18 protein-coding genes and 1 tRNA gene are annotated in these 16,992 nt (G+C 49.9%); 13 read left to right on the forward strand and 6 right to left on the reverse strand.

Features of this window, described 5'->3' with window-relative positions:
- The first annotated feature begins 104 nt into the window (after nt 1-104).
- Entirely contained in the window at nt 105-2,027 is a 1,923-nt protein-coding gene (locus tag DRJ53_RS01575) for a menaquinone biosynthesis decarboxylase (protein ID WP_114233826.1), read from the forward strand.
- A gap of 126 nt (nt 2,028-2,153) precedes the next feature.
- Nucleotides 2,154-3,059 carry a TraB/GumN family protein gene (locus DRJ53_RS01580; RefSeq protein WP_114233827.1) on the forward strand — a complete coding sequence of 302 codons (906 nt, stop codon included), beginning with the start codon at nt 2,154-2,156 and terminating at the stop codon, nt 3,057-3,059.
- Between the two features lie 184 nt (nt 3,060-3,243).
- Here the strand turns inward: DRJ53_RS01580 and DRJ53_RS01585 are convergent, their stop codons facing one another.
- A complete protein-coding gene (locus DRJ53_RS01585) occupies nt 3,244-3,660 on the reverse strand; it encodes a nucleoside-diphosphate kinase (protein WP_114233828.1) in 417 nt (138 codons plus the stop codon).
- A 141-nt stretch (nt 3,661-3,801) separates the two neighbouring features.
- Between DRJ53_RS01585 and DRJ53_RS01590 the strand changes: the two genes are divergently transcribed.
- The 3 genes from DRJ53_RS01590 (at nt 3,802) to DRJ53_RS01600 (ending at nt 6,532) form a co-directional block, all read left to right on the forward strand.
- A complete protein-coding gene (locus DRJ53_RS01590; RefSeq protein ID WP_114233829.1) occupies nt 3,802-4,809 on the forward strand; it encodes a DHH family phosphoesterase in 1,008 nt (335 codons plus the stop codon).
- Between the two features lie 14 nt (nt 4,810-4,823).
- A complete protein-coding gene (locus tag DRJ53_RS01595; protein WP_114233830.1) occupies nt 4,824-5,795 on the forward strand; it encodes an FKBP-type peptidyl-prolyl cis-trans isomerase in 972 nt (323 codons plus the stop codon).
- Nucleotides 5,796-6,088: 293 nt separating this feature from the next.
- On the forward strand, nt 6,089-6,532 hold the full coding sequence (locus DRJ53_RS01600; RefSeq protein ID WP_114233831.1) for a hypothetical protein: 444 nt from the start codon (nt 6,089-6,091) through the stop codon (nt 6,530-6,532).
- Nucleotides 6,533-6,551: 19 nt separating this feature from the next.
- Here DRJ53_RS01600 and folP read toward each other — a convergent pair whose 3' ends face one another.
- Nucleotides 6,552-7,385 (reverse strand): dihydropteroate synthase, encoded by an 834-nt coding sequence (gene folP / locus DRJ53_RS01605; RefSeq protein WP_114233832.1) that lies wholly within the window; start codon nt 7,383-7,385, stop codon nt 6,552-6,554.
- A 176-nt stretch (nt 7,386-7,561) separates the two neighbouring features.
- Here folP and DRJ53_RS01610 point away from each other — a divergent pair, with 176 nt between their 5' ends.
- From DRJ53_RS01610 to DRJ53_RS01630, 5 genes are all read left to right on the forward strand, one after another.
- On the forward strand, nt 7,562-8,119 hold the full coding sequence (locus DRJ53_RS01610) for a DUF1599 domain-containing protein (protein WP_114233833.1): 558 nt from the start codon (nt 7,562-7,564) through the stop codon (nt 8,117-8,119).
- Nucleotides 8,120-8,128: 9 nt separating this feature from the next.
- Entirely contained in the window at nt 8,129-9,277 is a 1,149-nt protein-coding gene (locus DRJ53_RS01615; protein WP_114233834.1) for a BT_3928 family protein, read from the forward strand.
- A gap of 46 nt (nt 9,278-9,323) precedes the next feature.
- Nucleotides 9,324-9,761, forward strand: a complete 438-nt coding sequence (locus DRJ53_RS01620; protein ID WP_123893291.1) for a hypothetical protein — start codon at nt 9,324-9,326, stop codon at nt 9,759-9,761.
- Between the two features lie 15 nt (nt 9,762-9,776).
- Nucleotides 9,777-10,826 (forward strand): ABC transporter permease, encoded by a 1,050-nt coding sequence (locus tag DRJ53_RS01625; RefSeq protein WP_114233836.1) that lies wholly within the window; start codon nt 9,777-9,779, stop codon nt 10,824-10,826.
- Between the two features lie 197 nt (nt 10,827-11,023).
- On the forward strand, nt 11,024-11,452 hold the full coding sequence (locus DRJ53_RS01630; protein ID WP_114233837.1) for a CBS domain-containing protein: 429 nt from the start codon (nt 11,024-11,026) through the stop codon (nt 11,450-11,452).
- Here DRJ53_RS01630 and DRJ53_RS01635 read toward each other — a convergent pair.
- Together DRJ53_RS01635 and DRJ53_RS01640 are read right to left on the reverse strand one after the other, a co-directional pair.
- Nucleotides 11,446-11,805: a DciA family protein gene (locus DRJ53_RS01635; protein WP_241558420.1), complete on the reverse strand. Its 360-nt coding sequence runs from the start codon at nt 11,803-11,805 to the stop codon at nt 11,446-11,448. The two genes, DRJ53_RS01630 and DRJ53_RS01635, sit on opposite strands and share 7 nt — an antisense overlap.
- Nucleotides 11,806-11,829: 24 nt before the next feature.
- A complete protein-coding gene (locus tag DRJ53_RS01640) occupies nt 11,830-13,860 on the reverse strand; it encodes a TonB-dependent receptor (protein ID WP_114233838.1) in 2,031 nt (676 codons plus the stop codon).
- A gap of 131 nt (nt 13,861-13,991) precedes the next feature.
- Between DRJ53_RS01640 and DRJ53_RS01645 the strand changes: the two genes are divergently transcribed.
- A complete protein-coding gene (locus DRJ53_RS01645; RefSeq protein ID WP_114233839.1) occupies nt 13,992-14,195 on the forward strand; it encodes a hypothetical protein in 204 nt (67 codons plus the stop codon).
- A 99-nt stretch (nt 14,196-14,294) separates the two neighbouring features.
- Nucleotides 14,295-14,984, forward strand: a complete 690-nt coding sequence (locus tag DRJ53_RS01650; protein WP_114233840.1) for a metallophosphatase domain-containing protein — start codon at nt 14,295-14,297, stop codon at nt 14,982-14,984.
- 87 nt (nt 14,985-15,071) lie between these two features.
- On the opposite strand, the gene DRJ53_RS01655 is transcribed toward DRJ53_RS01650, so the two are convergent.
- Nucleotides 15,072-15,155, reverse strand: a tRNA-Leu gene (locus DRJ53_RS01655).
- Nucleotides 15,156-15,169: 14 nt separating this feature from the next.
- Nucleotides 15,170-15,688 (reverse strand): Fe-S protein assembly co-chaperone HscB, encoded by a 519-nt coding sequence (gene hscB / locus DRJ53_RS01660; RefSeq protein WP_162303783.1) that lies wholly within the window; start codon nt 15,686-15,688, stop codon nt 15,170-15,172.
- A gap of 87 nt (nt 15,689-15,775) precedes the next feature.
- Here hscB and DRJ53_RS01665 point away from each other — a divergent pair, with 87 nt between their 5' ends.
- Complete coding sequence (locus DRJ53_RS01665; RefSeq protein WP_114233842.1) at nt 15,776-16,984, forward strand: NAD(P)-dependent oxidoreductase; 1,209 nt, start codon at nt 15,776-15,778, stop codon at nt 16,982-16,984.
- The last annotated feature ends 8 nt before the right edge of the window (nt 16,985-16,992 follow it).

The raw sequence follows: 16,992 nt of genomic DNA on the forward strand, positions 1-16,992 counted from the left end.
GGAACAAGCCCATCAATAAGGCGTTTTTTGTCAAGGCATTAGTATTTGAAATGACCCGCGTCAGGCACAGTTTGTTTTGACGCTGTACCTTTGCCCCAATCATTATGGCGTATAAAAATCAAAAAGAATTCATCGATGCCCTGGAGCGGTCAGGTGAATTGGTCCGCATCAGGGAATACGTAGACCCGAAACTGGAAATTGCAGAAATTACCGACCGCGTTTCTAAAATGCCCGGTGGCGGCAAGGCTTTGCTTTTTGAAAATACCGGCTATGCATTTCCGGTGCTGATGAATGCCTATGGCTCGGAGCGCCGGGTATGTATGGCTTTGGGTGTAGCCGAGTTGGATGATGTGGCCCGCGAAATCGAAGGCCTGTTTCACATGCTTTCTGCACCGAAAGAAGGCATTTTGGATAAATTAAAAATGCTACCCGAGTTGGGCAAATTTGCCTCCTGGATGCCCAAGGTACGCAGCGGCCGTGGCGAATGCCAGCAGGTGGTACTCACCGGCGATGCGGCAGACATCACTAAACTCCCGGTTATTACTTGTTGGCCAAAAGACGGCGGCCCGTTTGTAACCCTGCCCGTTATCCATACCAAAGAACCGAACAGTGGTGCCCGCAACGTGGGCATGTACCGCATGCAGGTGTTTGGCCCGCAGCTTACCGGTATGCACTGGCACAAACACAAAGTGTCGGCCAAGCATTTTGGCGAGTATAAAAAATTGGGTAAACGGATGCCGGTAGCAGTGGCCCTCGGCGGCGACCCGGCATATGCATATAGCGCTACTGCGCCACTCCCCGAAAACGTAGACGAATACATGCTGGCGGGTTTCCTCCGCAAGAAAAAAGTGGAGCTGGTAAAATGCATCACGCAGCCCGATATTGAAGTGCCTGCCGATGCAGATTTTATTATTGAGGGCTATGTCGATCCCGCCGACGAACTGATTTGGGAAGGCCCGTTTGGCGATCATACCGGCTATTATTCGCTGCCCGACTTTTATCCGCGTTTTCACATTACTGCGATCACGCACCGCAAGGACGCTGTTTACCCGGCCACCATCGTGGGCATTCCGCCGCAGGAAGATGCATGGCTCATTAAAGCATCAGAACGCATTTTCCTGGCGCCCATGAAAATGACCATGGTGCCCGAAATTGTAGACATGGACATGCCCGTTGAAGGCGTGGCCCACAACCTGGTGATTGCACAAATTGATAAAAGCTATGCGGGCCAGGGACAAAAGGTGATGAATGCCATGTGGGGCGCCGGCCAGATGATGTTCAATAAAATTCTGGTGGTGGCCGATAAAGGCGTAAAGATCCAGGACTACGAAGCGCTGGCGCAATATGTATTCAAACACCTGAACCCGGCTACCGACATTTCCATAGCACAGGGCCCTATGGACGTGCTGGATCACAGTTGCAGCAAACTGGGTTTTGGTGGTAAAATGGGCATCGATGGTACCAGCAAATCTGACGAAGAAATAGCGGATGATGCGATGGTTGCTGAAGAAGGCAACTGGGATATGAGTTTCTTGAACGCGTTCCCGGAAATCACCAATGTCAACGCGTCATTGTTGCCCAAAGGAATTCCTGTACTGGTAGTGGCAGTAGAAAAAACAAAACGCAACCAGGTGCGTGACCTGCATGATGCAATTTGCAGCCATGCAGCAGCAGAAAGTGTGAAGATGATATTGTACGTGGAGCACACGGTTGATCCGCAGGATTTGGGTGTGGCGCTCTGGCGTTTTTGCAACAATATGGACCCGCGCCGCGATTATAACATGGTGCAGCGCCCTTCGGAAACGCAGCCGGGTAAAACCTTTGCCTGCATGGGGCTGGACGGCACCCGCAAAACAAAAGAGCTCGATAATTTCCAACGCGATTGGCCGAATATCATCGTTGCCGCGGATGCAACCATTGCATCGGTAGATGAAAAATGGAACAAGCTCGGACTCGGTGCATTTGTGCCCTCACCATCGCTCAAATTCAAACACCAGATGTACGGTGAAGAAGCCGTGGTACAATAAGCATGGCCTGAATATTTTGTGATATAAATGGGCCCGTTTGCAGCGGGCCCATTTATTCTTTTTCAGTAAATTACTGAGTATTACATTTTCGCAATTTTTACTTTAATCAAAACGAAAACCTCGATAATGAAAAAGTTTTGCATGGGTTTGCTGGTGATGCTGGGGCTTACGGCCGGTGCGCAAAACAGCAATACGCAAACCCTGTTGTGGCGGGTTAGTGGCAATGGGCTGGCCAGCCCATCGTATGTGTTTGGTACCATTCACATGATCTGTGCCGACGACATACAATTAAGCGACAGCCTGGTGAGTGCCATAGGCCGCAGCAGCCAGGTGTACTTGGAGCTGGACATGGACAACCTGTTTGAAATGATGGGCGCCATGCGCAAAATGAAAATGCGCGGCGACACCACGCTTGCCGACCTGCTTTCGGAAGAAGACTATGCCAGCGTAAAAGAGTTTTTTAAAAACAACAAAAGCCCCATTCCATTTTCGATGCTCGAAACATTCAAGCCCATGCTGGCAGCCAGTACGCTGATGGAATCGGCGTTGACGTGCAGTAACGCCATTGCTATGGAGCAACTGGTGATGAAGGAAGCCAAAAAGAACCGCAAGGATGTAAAAGGGCTGGAGTCGATGGCGTATCAATTAAGCATTTTCGACAGCATTCCGTACAAGCTGCAGGCAGAGCAACTGGCGGCTTATGTAAAGAAAAACCACACGCCTGAAGAAACGCAAAAGGAGTTTGCAGAACTGGCCAAAGCATACCGCATGCAGGACCTGAAAAAAATGGAACAACTGACTGTAGAAGAAGATATGGGCATGTCGCACTTTACCGACCTGCTGCTGTACAACCGCAACGCCAACTGGGTTGCCAAAATGCAAGGCATCATGAAAAGCAATGCGGCAGTATTTGCCGTAGGAGCAGGGCACCTGCCCGGCAATAAAGGCGTGCTAAGCCTGCTGCGCAAAATGGGTTACAAAGTAGAACCGGTGGAGAACAAGATGGATAAGAAGCTGACGCGGGAAATGTAAGTCGTGAGTTAATTGAGTTCACGGGTTCACAAGTTCACGAGTTTAGGTTCTATTAAAAATTGAAAAGGGTTTTATGAATGGCCGGAAAATATCCAGCACTTCATAAAACCCTTTTTATTTTTTCCAATTCACCGGTTCTCATTCAACTTGTGAATTTGTCAACCAGCGAACTAAATGAACTTTCTTAAAACTGCTCCAGTCCGGAGAAAAAGAAAGAACCTTCGATTTGTGCATTCTCGTCGCTGTCGCTGCCGTGTACCGCGTTTTCACCCACCGAAGTGGCAAACATTTTACGGATGGTACCTTCGTCTGCCTGTGCAGGGTTGGTAGCGCCGATCAGTGTGCGGAAATCAGCTACTGCGTTTTCTTTTTCCAGGATGGCAGCAATGATTACACCGCTGCTCATGAACTGCACCAGCTCGCCGTAAAACGGACGCTCTTTGTGCACTTCGTAAAATTGTCCGGCTTTTTCTTCGGTCAGTTTGGTTTGCTTCAGGGCAACCACGCGAAAGCCGGCTTTAATGATTTTATCCAAGATGGCTCCGGCATGTCCATTGCGCATGGCATCCGGCTTGATCATGGTGAATGTTCTGTTGCTCATAGTTTGCTTTTTGCGCCGCGAAGATAGGGAGGGAAGTCCGAAGTCGGAAGACGGATGTCCGAAGAGTTCCCACCGTTACTCGCACTTCTTCCGACTTCGGACTCCGGTCTTCCGACTTTTCCGTAGGTTTGCGGCCTGTTTATGCAGCCGATACAAGATATTTTCCCGTTATTATCACAGCCGCGCAGGGTAGTGGTTACCATGCACCAGAAACCCGACGCCGACGCCATGGGCTCGGTGCTGGGACTTCAGCATTTTTTGGTACAAATGGGCCACCAGGTGCAGGTGATTTCGCCCACCAACTGGGCCCGCTGGCTCGACTGGATGCCCGGCGTGGACGCCGTGCTCGATTACGAACTGCACCGCGCCAAGTCGGACGAATACATGGAAGCGGCTGAGTGGATCTTTTGCCTTGATTTCAACCACCTGGCCCGCACCAAGGGCATGGCTAAAAAACTGGCGGAAGTGGCGGCGCAAAAAATCCTGATCGACCACCACGAGCAGCCCTATATGGTACAGTTTGCCTACGGCATTTCATCGCCGGGCAAAAGCAGCACCTGCGAAATGGTGTACGACCTTATCGTTGAATCGGGCCACCGCGATAAAATCAACAAGCCCGTTTCGGAATGCCTGTACGCCGGTATTGTGTCGGACACCGGCTCGTTCCGGTTTTCGTCCACCGGCGCCTCTGTGCACCATATGGTGGCTTATTTAAAGGAAATGGGGCTGGAGCACGCCAAAGTGCACGAATCCCTGTTTGACAATTTCCTGGAAAACAGGCTGCGTTTTTTAGGCCACATCCTCACCAACCGTATGGAGGTGGATTACCTGAACAACACGGCGCTGGTGTACATTACCCGCCAGGATTTATACAAATACGACATTAAAACCGGCGATACCGAAGGCATCGTCAATTACCCACTGTCCATCCAGGGCATCAAGCTGGTGGGCTTTGTGGTAGACCGCGATGAGCTGCGCAAATGGAGTTTCCGCAGCAAAGGCGCCTTCGATTGCAACACATTTGCCCGCACTTATTTCAATGGCGGCGGCCACTACAATGCAGCCGGCGGCCACGATCATGAATCGCTGGAAAAAACCATCCAGTCGTTCAAAAAGGCGATTAGCGAAAACGAACATCTTTTACAATAAAACAAACACTTCCAATGCAATTTTCCAGACAGCTTTTGTGCGTGGCGGCAGCCGGCCTGGCACTGACGGCCTGCAACCAGGTTGAATATAAAAAAACTGCAGGCGGCATGCCGTACCAGGTTTTTTCGAGCAGCAAAGGCGACAGCGTAAAACCCGGTAGCATCATCAAGATCAGCTACCGCCAGTCGATCAACGACAGCACCGTTATTCCCGGACCCGGCCAGCCCGATGCCCCGATCTATTTCCAGGTGACCGGCCAGAGCCAGCCCTACGACATTTCGGAAGTGTTGACGATGCTGAAAGAAGGCGATAGCGTGTACGCCGTACAGCTGATCGATACCTTTATGGCCCGCCAGGCCAAGAACCCGCAGGCGCAGCCCTTGCCTCCCGAACTGAAAAAAGGCGACCGCTTAATTTCTTCGCTGAAAGTGCAGCGAGTATTTAAATCGCCGGAAGAGGCACAGGCCGACGAAGCCAAGGAGCGGGAAACGGCGTTTAAAAACGATAAAACGATCCAGCAACAACTGGCCGCCGATGACAAAGCACTGCAAGCCCATTTTACCAAAAATGGCATCCAGGCCAAGAAAGTGGGGCAGGGCACATATGTGCAGGTGCTGCAACCCGGCGCCGGCACACAGATTACCGATGGCAAAGGTGTAAGCCTCATGTACAAAGGGCAAACGCTGGAAGGCAAAGTGTTTGACACCAATATGGACGACACCTTCAAACACACCGACCCGCTGACTTTTGTGGTTGGCGCCAGCCCCATGATCAAAGGTTTTGAAGAAGGGGTACGTGGCCTGAGCAAAGGCTCGAAAGCCCGCCTGTTCATCCCGTCGTCTTTGGCTTATGGCGCTAACCCGCCTTCGCCGGATATTAAGCCAAACGAAAACCTTGTTTTTGATATTGAGATACTCGATGTGAACGATGGCGCTCCATCGGCAAATGCACCCGGTTCGCCGACAAATGGCGGTGGTGGCCGATAATAAACGGGTACACATATAAAATATCGCAATTTTACGGCTCATCACACGATGAGCCGTTTTTCGTGGATGAGGCCCGTTTTTAGTCCAACCAAACTGCACCTGCTTTGACTGTACCTGCTTAGCGTAAAACTCTAATCCATCCTTTGAAAACATTTACCATTGGTCCCATATATGCCCGGTATTTGCACAATGAACAAGAGCAGCCAGCAGGTGCTCTTTTTTTGGAATGAGATGCTATGGTTTGATAAAAACGATTGGCATGCAGTAATTAATTTACCCGCAAAACCAAGACAATGCGACTACTGCTGCTGTTAGCTTTTTCTATTGCCTTTGGACAACTACACGCCCAATGGGGCCCCAAATTTACTTACCTGATTTTAGAGGTTAGAAGCGACTGGGACTATGAAGCAAAAAAAAGTTATTTGCAAATGCTGCCGGAACCGGCGAACCCGTATGCACAAAGTTTCTATGACCTGGTTCCTTTTATAAATGAACGGAGTGTAACCAATAACAAGGACAACTATTATCCTGCTATTAAGGACACGGCACGGGGTATTTATAATTATTTCGCCAACCAGTCGCAAGTGTTGCAATTTGCCACCGACGAGGGATGGGAACTGGTTCAGGTGGTACAGCAAATAGACTCTGCACCAGCAACAGAATCGGTTCGGGACACCCGGCAGGTTTATACAAAAATTAAATACCCGCCCGGTTTTTTATTTGCGCAAAGCGATTGACTGATCCGGCGAACAGCCTTTATAATTCACCATTTAGTGCCGCTACCAGCCTAACGGCCTGCACCGCTTCGGCCACATCGTGCACCCGCAATATTTGGGCACCTTTCATCAGGCTTACAGTATGCAAAACGGTGGTGCCGTTCAATGCCTCGTCGGCGCTGATGCCCAATGTGCGGTACACCATGCCTTTACGGGAAATGCCCACCAGCAGCGGGTGTTCTAATTGCTGAAAGTACTCGAGCCGCGACATCAATTCAAAATTATGCGCAGCTGTTTTGCCGAAACCAAAACCAGGATCAACAATAATGTCCTTAATGCCCATGGCCCGCAATTCGGCAATGCGGAAATTGAGGTAGTCAAATACATCTAACACCACGTTGTTGTACTGCGGCGCCTGCTGCATATTTTGCGGGTTGCCCTGCATGTGCATCAGCACATATGGCACGCCTAATTTGGCCACCGTGGGCAGCAGCGCAGCGTCCAGCGAGCCCGCACTTACATCGTTAACAATGGCAGCGCCACGTTCCACCGCACCAAGTGCTACGGTTGCATAAAATGTATCGATCGAAATAATGGCTTCCGGAAAATGGTGCGCAACTGCTTCAATGGCCGGGAATACACGTTCCGCTTCCTCCTCCGCAGCCACCCGCTCTGCATTGGGGCGGGTGCTTTGTCCGCCGATGTCGATGATGGCTGCGCCTTGCTCCAATAATTTGCCGGCCCGTTCCACCACCGCTTCCAGGCTTGCCGTTCTAGATCCGGAGAAAAACGAATCAGGCGTGGTATTTAAAATGCCCATGATCCGGGGCTCATCGAAATGGAGTAAGCGGCCGCGGCAGTTGATGCTGTTCATTTTGAAGGCGCAGTTTGCACAGCAAGATAGACCCTTTTGGGCTGCATTCATGTGTGCCGAAGGAAATGCAGTGTGCTGTCCAATGTGCCGCAAAATGTTTTTGCACTTGGCTTTATTCCCGCTTTGTGTTTATAAAAAATGGCCTGCGGAAAAAGTTCTGCGCTTAATTTTAGCGCATGACAACAGAACAGCAGCGAACGGATGCACAGTATGATGCGGTGATCAAAAATTGCCTCGACATTTTTGCAAAAAAAACCGCCGATTACGGCACTGCATGGCGGGTGCTGCGGCCTATTTCCATTACCGACCAAATTTACATCAAGGCACAGCGCATCCGCACCATTCAGGAAAAAGGTGTGCAGCGGGTGCATGATGACCTGGAAGGTGACTTCATTGGCATCATTAATTATGCTGTGATTGGATTGATGCAAATGCAACTGCCGACCGATGCGCCGGACGACCTGGAAGTGGACGAAACAATATCTCGTTATAAGGATGTAATTACTGTTGTAAAAGCGCTCATGCACGACAAAAACCACGACTACGGCGAAGCATGGCGGCATATGAGCCAGGAAAGCTTTGTAGACCTGATCCTGATGAAGCTGCACCGCATGCGCCAGATCATTGCCAATGGCGGGCAAACCCTCATCAGTGAAGGGCTCGACGCCAATTATCACGACATCATTAACTACGCGGTATTTGCTACCATTTTACGGCGGCAGGCTGCGGTTTAAAATTGACGCATGGCCATCACCACGCATATTTTTCGCATACTGGTTGGCGTTTTATTCATCCTGTCGGGATTGGTAAAAGCCAACGACCCGCTGGGGTTAAGTTATAAAATGCAGGAATTCTTCGAGGTATGGTCGGCCGACCTGGCCGCATCGGGCTTTTTTGCAAAAGCGCCGCTTATTGCGCTGTTCCAGTGGCTGCACGAATACACATTGCCGCTTTCCATTGTGATGATTACGCTGGAGATTGGCTCAGGAGTTGCGCTGTTGGCTGGCTGGCGGCCCAAAGCAGTATTGCGTTTGCTATTGGTGTTGATCGTATTCTTTACATTTCTCACTGCTTATGCATACGGCTCGGGCAAGTTTAAAAACTGCGGCTGCTTTGGCGATTGCCTGCCCATTTCTCCGTTGGCATCGTTGCTTAAAGACATTGCGCTGCTGGTGATGATACTGGTGCTGTGGTGGGGCCGGCGCTACATACAGCCGTGGGTGCGGCCCGCAAGGGCAGGAGCGCTGTTATTTGCAGCAATAGCGGCCACACTTGCGGTGCAATGGTATGTGTTGCAGTACCTGCCTTTTGCCGACTGCCTGCCGTTTAAAAAAGGTGCCAACATCAGCCAGCAAATGCAGATACCCGCTGGTGCCCGCCCCGATTCGTTCGTGATCCAGTTTGTGTATGAAAAAGAGGGCATACAACACGCATTCGATGCATCTAATTTACCTGCCGACTTGGGCACGTACAAATATGTAAGCCGTGTAGATAAACTGGTGCGCAAGGGCAATGCCGAACCGTCCATTAAAGGCTTTGCACTCACCGGGCTTTCCGGTGCTGACAGTACCGATGCAGTGCTGGCCCTGCCCGAAGCATATCTTCTTATTGCGGAACAATTGGGCAATGCAGGACCAGATTGGGCGGATGATTTTGCCCGACTGGCGCAAACTGCTTCAAGTAGAGGCATTCCGGTGCTGGTGGCCACATCTGCGCCGCTGCAAGGGCAAGCGCAATTTTTGGCAGAAAAGGGCATCTCCAATGTTTCTGTTTTTTCGCTTGACTTTACCGCCGTTCGCACCGCTGCCCGCACCAACCCAACGCTGTATCATTTGAAAAGGGGAACGATTCAACAGAAATACAGCAAGCGCCAGATCGACGAAGCCTTTTAATTAATCTGTGCACGCTGCTTAACCGCGACCAATAACGTTCATGCTTATGCGCAACTTGATTTCTGAAAATGTAGCCGCCCGAATCATGCTGGTAATTTTTACCTGCACCATCATTTTTCATTTCCTGGTGTTGGGCGGTATTGTGCCCTATGATATGGTTTGGGGCGGGCGGTTAAAAAATAATGAGGAAATGGTGCGGTTTGAATGGGTGTCTATTCTCGTCAACTTTGTTATGTTATTTGTAGTGCTTCTGGCTGCACGAGTTATTCCGAATAGGTTTCCTAGCATTATTTTCCAGGTAGCGTTTTGGATGATGGCTGTTCTATTTTTAATGAATACAGTGGGCAACCTCCTGTCGAATAGCGCCATGGAAAAAGCCATTTTCACACCCATCACCGCTTTGTTGGCTTTATGCAGTTTGCGGCTGGCGTTGGCTGGTAAAAAGCAGTCGGCCCGTTTTTCATCCCTCAATTCAAAGTTTTGAAATAAACAGCAGCCTATGCTCCGGTTTATCCTCCAAAAAATATGGTACGGGCTGCTGGTGCTGCTGGGCGTAGTGGGGTTGGTTTTTGTGCTGTTCCAGGGCTTTGGCGACCCGGCCCGGCTGGTGATGGGCCAAACCGGCGATGCAGCCACGCAGGCCGCCATCCGGAAAGAATTGAATTTGGACCAACCCAAATGGCAGCAGGCATTGCTGTACCTCAACGATGTTTCGCCGCTGGCCGTGCACAGCGCAGCTGCCATTGAATCCAAAAAACTAAACGGCATTTTCATTGGCGGGGAATACAAAGTTGGATTGAAGCTGCCTTACCTCCGCACGTCGTACCAAAGCCGCAAACCGGTTACCGATGTGTTGCTCGAAGTTTTGCCCGGCACCATCATGCTGGCCGTCGCGGCGATGGCCATTGCGGTGGCGCTGGGCATACCGCTGGGTGTGCTGGCAGCCACCCGCAGGGGCACCTGGCTCGATACGACTGCGTTGGCCACTTCCATCGTGGGCATTTCGGCACCTTCGTTTTTTATGGGCATCTTCATCGCTTACCTGTTTGGGTTTGTGTGGAGCCAATACACGGGCCTGCACCTCACGGGCAGTTGGTTTGATATTGACGTGCAGACCGGCGAAAGAAAGCTCACCTTGCAAAATGGAATTTTGCCCGCCATCACCTTGGGCATCCGGCCACTGGCAATCATCACCCAACTTACCCGCAGCGCACTGCTCGATGTAATGCAGCAGGATTTTATGCGCACTGCTTATGCAAAAGGTTTAGCGCCGCGGCAAGTGATCTGGACACATGGCGTACGCAATGCTTTGAACCCGGTACTCACAGCGGTGACAGGTTGGTTTGCCGAACTCCTAGCCGGCGCATTTTTTATCGAATACATTTTTGGATGGCGCGGCATAGGCAAGGTTACTGTTGATGCTTTGGAGAAACTCGATTTCCCCGTAGTGATGGGCTCGGTGCTCATCACGGCTACATTTTTTATCGTAGTTAATATTTTGGCGGATATCCTTTATGGCGTGTTGGATCCACGGGTAAGGATTAAATAGCCGGTCCACTGGTGAAACAGCAAGAATTTTTTACCCGCCTGTTTTATACACAACTGCACAAAAGCCTTAACCCGCGGAGGCTCTAATTCATCAGTTAATAAAAACTGTGTGGGGGTGATTTTTGTCATGGCAGCGAACGAGTTTAAATAGGTAACTTTATAATGTAACCCATTTTGCTTGCTTTAAATCCTTTGGCCATGACTAGATTAACCGAAATCCTGGATTCCAAATTTCCGCAGTTCAACACCACTACTCCGGGTCATTTGCTTACCGATGCGCTGTATCAAATGTGCTGTGAAAACGCAGAGTACCTAATTGTGCTGGAAGGCGAAAAATTTGTGGGCTTGCTGTCGGAGCACGACATTACTCAGAAGTTGTTGTTTGCCGACAAACCCATGTCGGAACTGACCGTGGGTGATATGATGAACCGAAAACTTCCCGTTGCCAATCCAACCGATTCGATGGAGTATTTAATGCAAATGCTGGATCGGTATAACACCCGCTACATGGCCATTTACGATGGACTGGAATTTAAAGGTGTGTTGTCGGAAAACGACCTGTTGAAAAATGCAATCGAGCAGGGGCAGACCGTTACCGAAGACCGTGCCTACCCGTGGAATTATTGAATTACCACCTCCTTTATTTCATTTGATTGTAAAGCTTCGTTCACACGAAGCTTTATTGTTTCCTTTTGGTACTGCAGTTCCTGTTTCAGCGGCGCTACGTTGGTGGTAATATACAAGGTGCGGTTCACGATCTTGATCCGGTCGGTATATTTCGCAATGGTCTTGCCCATTAATTTTTCCCAAACCACCTCCAGCTGCATGGCCTGCATATCGCCCTTGAGGCGGCTGCCCTGCAAAAATTTTTGAATCGCATCACCCATTGAATACTGGCCCATAAACAAATGTACCTTTTTAGGAATTGGCTGCAAATACTGCGGCTGCTGTTTTGGTAACAGCGCCGCGATAATTTCCATATTTTGCTTTTAAACTGGTTGCAGTTATTTCTTTTGCGCAACCGAAAATGCAACGCCGCCGAAATAATTGCGACCGGGTGCTGCATTGTAAAAACGCCCACCAAAGCCATTTAAGTCGTTGCCCAGGCTATACGTTTCATCCAAAATGTTTTCAACGCCGGCAAAGCAACGCAGATTGGTTCTGGTGCCCAATTGAAAACTGCGTTGCACCTGCACGCCCAGCAAATGATAACCCTCTGCAAAGGCCGTATTGGCATCGTTGAGCGGAGTGCGGCCATTGTATAAATAATTCAGGTAAAATGCCCAATCGGCCAGCCGCCAGTCGATGCCGGACGCCAGCGAAAACGGCGCAATACCCGGGAGCTTATTATCGCTAAAATCATTTTCTAACGGTTTAAAATCGCGGTACCGGAAATCGAACAGGGTAGCGCTCAGCCAGATGTTGCTGTTGTTTTGTGGCAATTGGGTGAGCTGGTATTGAAAACTGCCTTCGGCACCGATCTGGCCGGTTTTACCGCTATTGAGGTAAAAGTCGCCGCCGCCAGCATCGCGGCGCTGCACGATGGTATTGCGCAGCGAAAAATAAAAAAGGTTGGCATCAAATGAAAAGCGGCCAAAAGCGCCACGGGCACCAAGGTCGTAATTGACGCCGCTTTCCGGGTCCAACGCTGTGTTGATCGCACCACCGGTGGGCAGCAACTCGCTGAGTGTGGGTGGCGAAAAACCACTGGAAACGCTGGAGTAAAAACTAATTTTTTCCAAACGGTACAGCAGTGCCAGCCTGCCAGCCAGTTCCTGTTCAAATTTGCGGGTTAGGTTACCGGCAGTTTGTGGCTGCGACCTGCGGTAGCGAACATTCAGGCTGTTGGCTGATAGCCCGCCCGTGAGTTGCCAACGCTGCAATCCCAATGTTGCCTGTGCAAAATAAAGCGCCTGCGTGGTGCGTACCGCATCGGAATAGCGCAGCGAGTCGGGCCGGCCGCCAACGTTTTTCGAATTGGTAATGGCGCCCCAGCCGGCCTGCACTTCGGCGCCTGCCTGCAACAGCACGGTTGCAGTTGCTAGCCGTGGCGCATAAGAAAATATGGTGCGGCCGCCGGTGTGCGGCTCCAGGCTTTCGTCATATCCACGAAGGTTAGGATTAGTGAGCTGCGTGGCAGCGGCATACACAACCGTTTTATTTTTCAGGAGCGGAGCCAGTTCCTGCTCCAGCGATGCGCCGGCCAGCAAGGTTTGTTGGCGGATAGCGGCGGCCGCTGCAGCCGATCCGGGCCGGGCTCCTTTACGGTTGGCTTTGTATTCCGCTTCGGTGAGTGCACCGGGTGTTTGGTACTCGAGGTTGCTGTACAAAAACGAGGTTTTGAGCAGGCTTTTTTCACCAGTTTTAAAATGACCGGTCCAATCGGCGACGGTTCGCTTCAGCGCACTGTGGTCGCGAAAGCCATCACTTTGCTGGTGCTGCACCTGGAAGCGATTGGTCATTAGATCATTTCCAGTAGTAATAGCCACCTGGCCTTGGTGGGTGCCGAAGGAGCGAAGTGTGTAAGCCGCCTCTACACCTGTTTCTGTCGTTGGCGATAAATTTTCGAGCAGCAACACGCCTCCGGTGCCCGCGCCGTACAGGCTACTACCGGGGCCCTTTATCACTTCCATGTGTTGCACATTATAAAAGCCAAGGTTGTTGAAATAAGTGGTGCCGCCAGGTAGGGTAAACGGCAGGTCGTTGTAGTACACTTTTACATTGCGTACGCCAAACGGCGACCGAAGCGAACTGCCCCGGATATTGAATCGATAGGAGCCCGGCGAACGTTCTTCCAGTCGCACACCAGGTGCCGCGTTAACTGCTGAAACGAGTGAGAGCGGTGCAAAACGTGCCAGCGCACTGCGGCCTATTACCTGCACTGCTGCCGGTACATCGCGCAGCCTGCGGCCCTGTTCGTATGCCTGCACCATTACTTCGGGCAGTTCGGTGGTGGGCAGTGTGTCGGTTTGTTGTGCCGCCACTTCGTATTGAGCGGCTACAAATGCAAGGAGTATGAATGGTTTAGGGGACATGTATATTTTTTTGAAAAAGCAACAGCAAACAACAACACCAGGACCTCAATGGTTGGGCCGTTTATTGAGCTGGCACAAAAGTGGCAGGAAAGGTATTGGACAATATTTTTTTACCCCAAAATTTTTTGCGTATGTCAGGCAGAGATGATAACAACAAAAGTGGCAGTGCAGGCCGTGGCGGCAGTAACCAAAGCAACCAGCCATTTGGTTCGGCAGAACAAAAAGGAAAATCAAACCATAAAAAAAATGCATCGGGTGCCAAACCATCTGAGCCGCAGGAGCGTTCGCAAGATCAATCGGCGAACCGGGACAGGAGCACCGGTAAAGGTGCTTAAAATGGAAAGCTGCCGACGGGCAGCTTTTTGTTTTTTTCGCTAAGTTTTACTTTGAAATTGTTGCACTGATTTTTTGTAAACAAAACATCATTTTAATTCTTGAAAATTGTTGCCATTTCCGACACACATTGCCGTCATCATTCCATCAAACTGCCGAAAGGCGATGTGCTGGTTCATGCCGGTGATGTAAGTTCCAGGGGATTAAAAGCGGAAATACTGGACTTTTTGCAGTGGTTTGGTGCGCAGCCTTTTGCGCATAAAATACTCATTGCTGGTAACCATGACTTCTTTTTTGAAAAAACAAAAAAGGGCGTAATCGAGCCCCTACTACCAAACAATGTGCATTACCTGAATGATAGCGGCGTTTGCATCAACGGAATCAATTTCTGGGGTTCGCCGGTAACACCTTTTTTTCACAACTGGGCCTTCAATCGGCAACGTGGCGTGGCGCTGCGCAAACACTGGAACCTGGTGCCCGATGAAACCGATGTACTCATTACCCACGGCCCGCCTTTTGGCATTTTGGACCAGGTGCTCAATGGCCGCAACAACGGCGATAAAGACCTGTTGCCTTGCTTGCAGCGGGTTCAGCCGCAGGTTCACTTGTTTGGCCACATACACGAATCGTATGGCAAGGTTGTCCGCAACGGAATACGCTTTTTTAATTGCAGCCAATTAAACGAATCTTATGAGTTGGTGAATAAGCCTTTTGTATTCGACATTAAGCCGAAGCCGGCTATCGATCCTGCAAAAGCAGCATTAGAAACAGCACCACCTGATGGTGTATGAAAAATATAACACTGCTGCATTGACAACTGTACATACAACGAAAAAAGGAGGCACGAAGCCTCCTTTTTTACAAACACCATTACGGCGTGCCCGAGATCGGAATCGAACCGATACACCATTGCTGGCGGCAGATTTTGAGTCTGCTGCGTCTACCAGTTCCGCCACCCGGGCGATGGGCGGCAATATTACGATATTCCATCCAATTGATGTTTCAATCGTTCCAAATATTTTTTACGATAAAAATATTCCTTCACTTGCAACAACTCTTTTTCGGTAGTAACACCGTCGTGATAACTTGCCACAATTTGCGCCACAGGTTCGTAGATTTCATGTTCCCAGTTTTTTAATTGCTGCGCCACTGCTGCTTTTCCCGCTCCATCGGCGTCCATGCCTGCTTCTGCAATGGCTTCATTTATTTCCAGCATCTCCATCAAAAAGTCCGGCGACAATGCATACTTCTCGTCATCAACCAACAGTCCTTTTTGTTGCAACACATAACGGATTGTATCCTCACGATTGCCCAAAGTTTTAAATGCTTTGTTCAAACCCGCTGTTGCATCCAATGCTTCTTGTTGCTCCGGCGCCGAAGCATTGGCAAAATAATCGGGGTGATATTTCCGGCTCAACTCCAGGTACTTTGCCCGCAGCGTTTTCTTATCCACTTCCAACTGCACCGGTATTTCAAAAAGCTCAAAATATTCCATGCTATTTTTTTCCGTTGCAAAAATAACCCATTCCATTCGCAATAGCGGCATTGCCAACTGTTGCGCTGTTCCGCTTACCTTTAAATTATGACCATCGGACTAATCAGAGAGGGCAAAGTGCCGGCCGACAACCGCGTAGCGCTGACGCCCAGCCAATGCAAGTGGCTTGTTAAAAAATTTGCTGGCTTAACTATTAAGGTGCAAAGCTGCAGTTCGCGTTGTTTTAGCGATGCGGAATACCAGCGCAACGGCATTCCGGTGGTAACCGACGTAAGCGATTGCGATGTGCTGATGGGCATCAAAGAAGTGCCGGTACAACAACTAATTCCCGGCAAAACCTACCTGTTTTTTTCGCACACCAAAAAAGCGCAGCCGCACAATCAAAAACTGTTGCAAGCGATCATCGAACGCAACATTACACTTATCGATTTTGAATGCCTTGAACATTCGGACGGGCAACGCATCATTGGCTTTGGCTTTTTTGCAGGCGTGGTGGGTGCACACAATGGCATCATGGTGTATGGCAAACGAACGGGTAGTTTTGAACTGGAGCGGGTGTACCGGCAGAGGAGTTTCCGTCGATTAATTCATGCATATTTCGGATTGCATATTCCCAACATAAAAGTGGCGGTCACCGGTTCGGGCCGCGTAGCGCATGGTGTACTCGAAGTAATGAACCTGATGGGCATTATTGAAGTGGAACGAGAGGAATACTGCAGCCGTTCATTTGAATACCCGGTGTATGTACAATTGAAAGGTTCCGACCTGTACGCACATAAAGAAACAGGTGGTTACAACCGCGAAGATTTTCACGAGCAGCCTCAAAAATACCGGTCGCTGTTCCCCCAGTATTTACCACACACCGACATACTGCTCAATGGTGTTTATTGGGACAATAACGTGCCCCGCCTGTTTGAGCGGGAAGATGTGCAGCAACCCGACTTTCGCATTTCCGTGATCTCTGATATTACCGACGACGAACATGGTTCGGTGCCCATCAACCTGGGCGATCAATCGATTGAAAACCCGGTGTATGGTGTAAGTAAAACAACATTGGAAAAAACTGAACCCTATGCGGACAACTCGGTGGATGTGGTGGCAGTTGGCAACCTGCCCAATGAATTACCTCGCGATGCATCGCGGTATTTTGGCGAGCAGTTGATCAAATATGTTTTGCCTGATTTGATTAGTGGCGGCTCTGACATATTGGATCGTGCAACAATTGTTCGTGGCGGAAAGCTTACTGAAAAATTTGCCTATTTACAGGATTACGCTGCCGGTATAACGACGGTATAATGAGATTT

This window comes from Paracnuella aquatica (genome assembly GCF_003332885.2).
Classification (GTDB): Bacteria; Bacteroidota; Bacteroidia; order Chitinophagales; family Chitinophagaceae; genus Flavisolibacter; species Flavisolibacter aquaticus.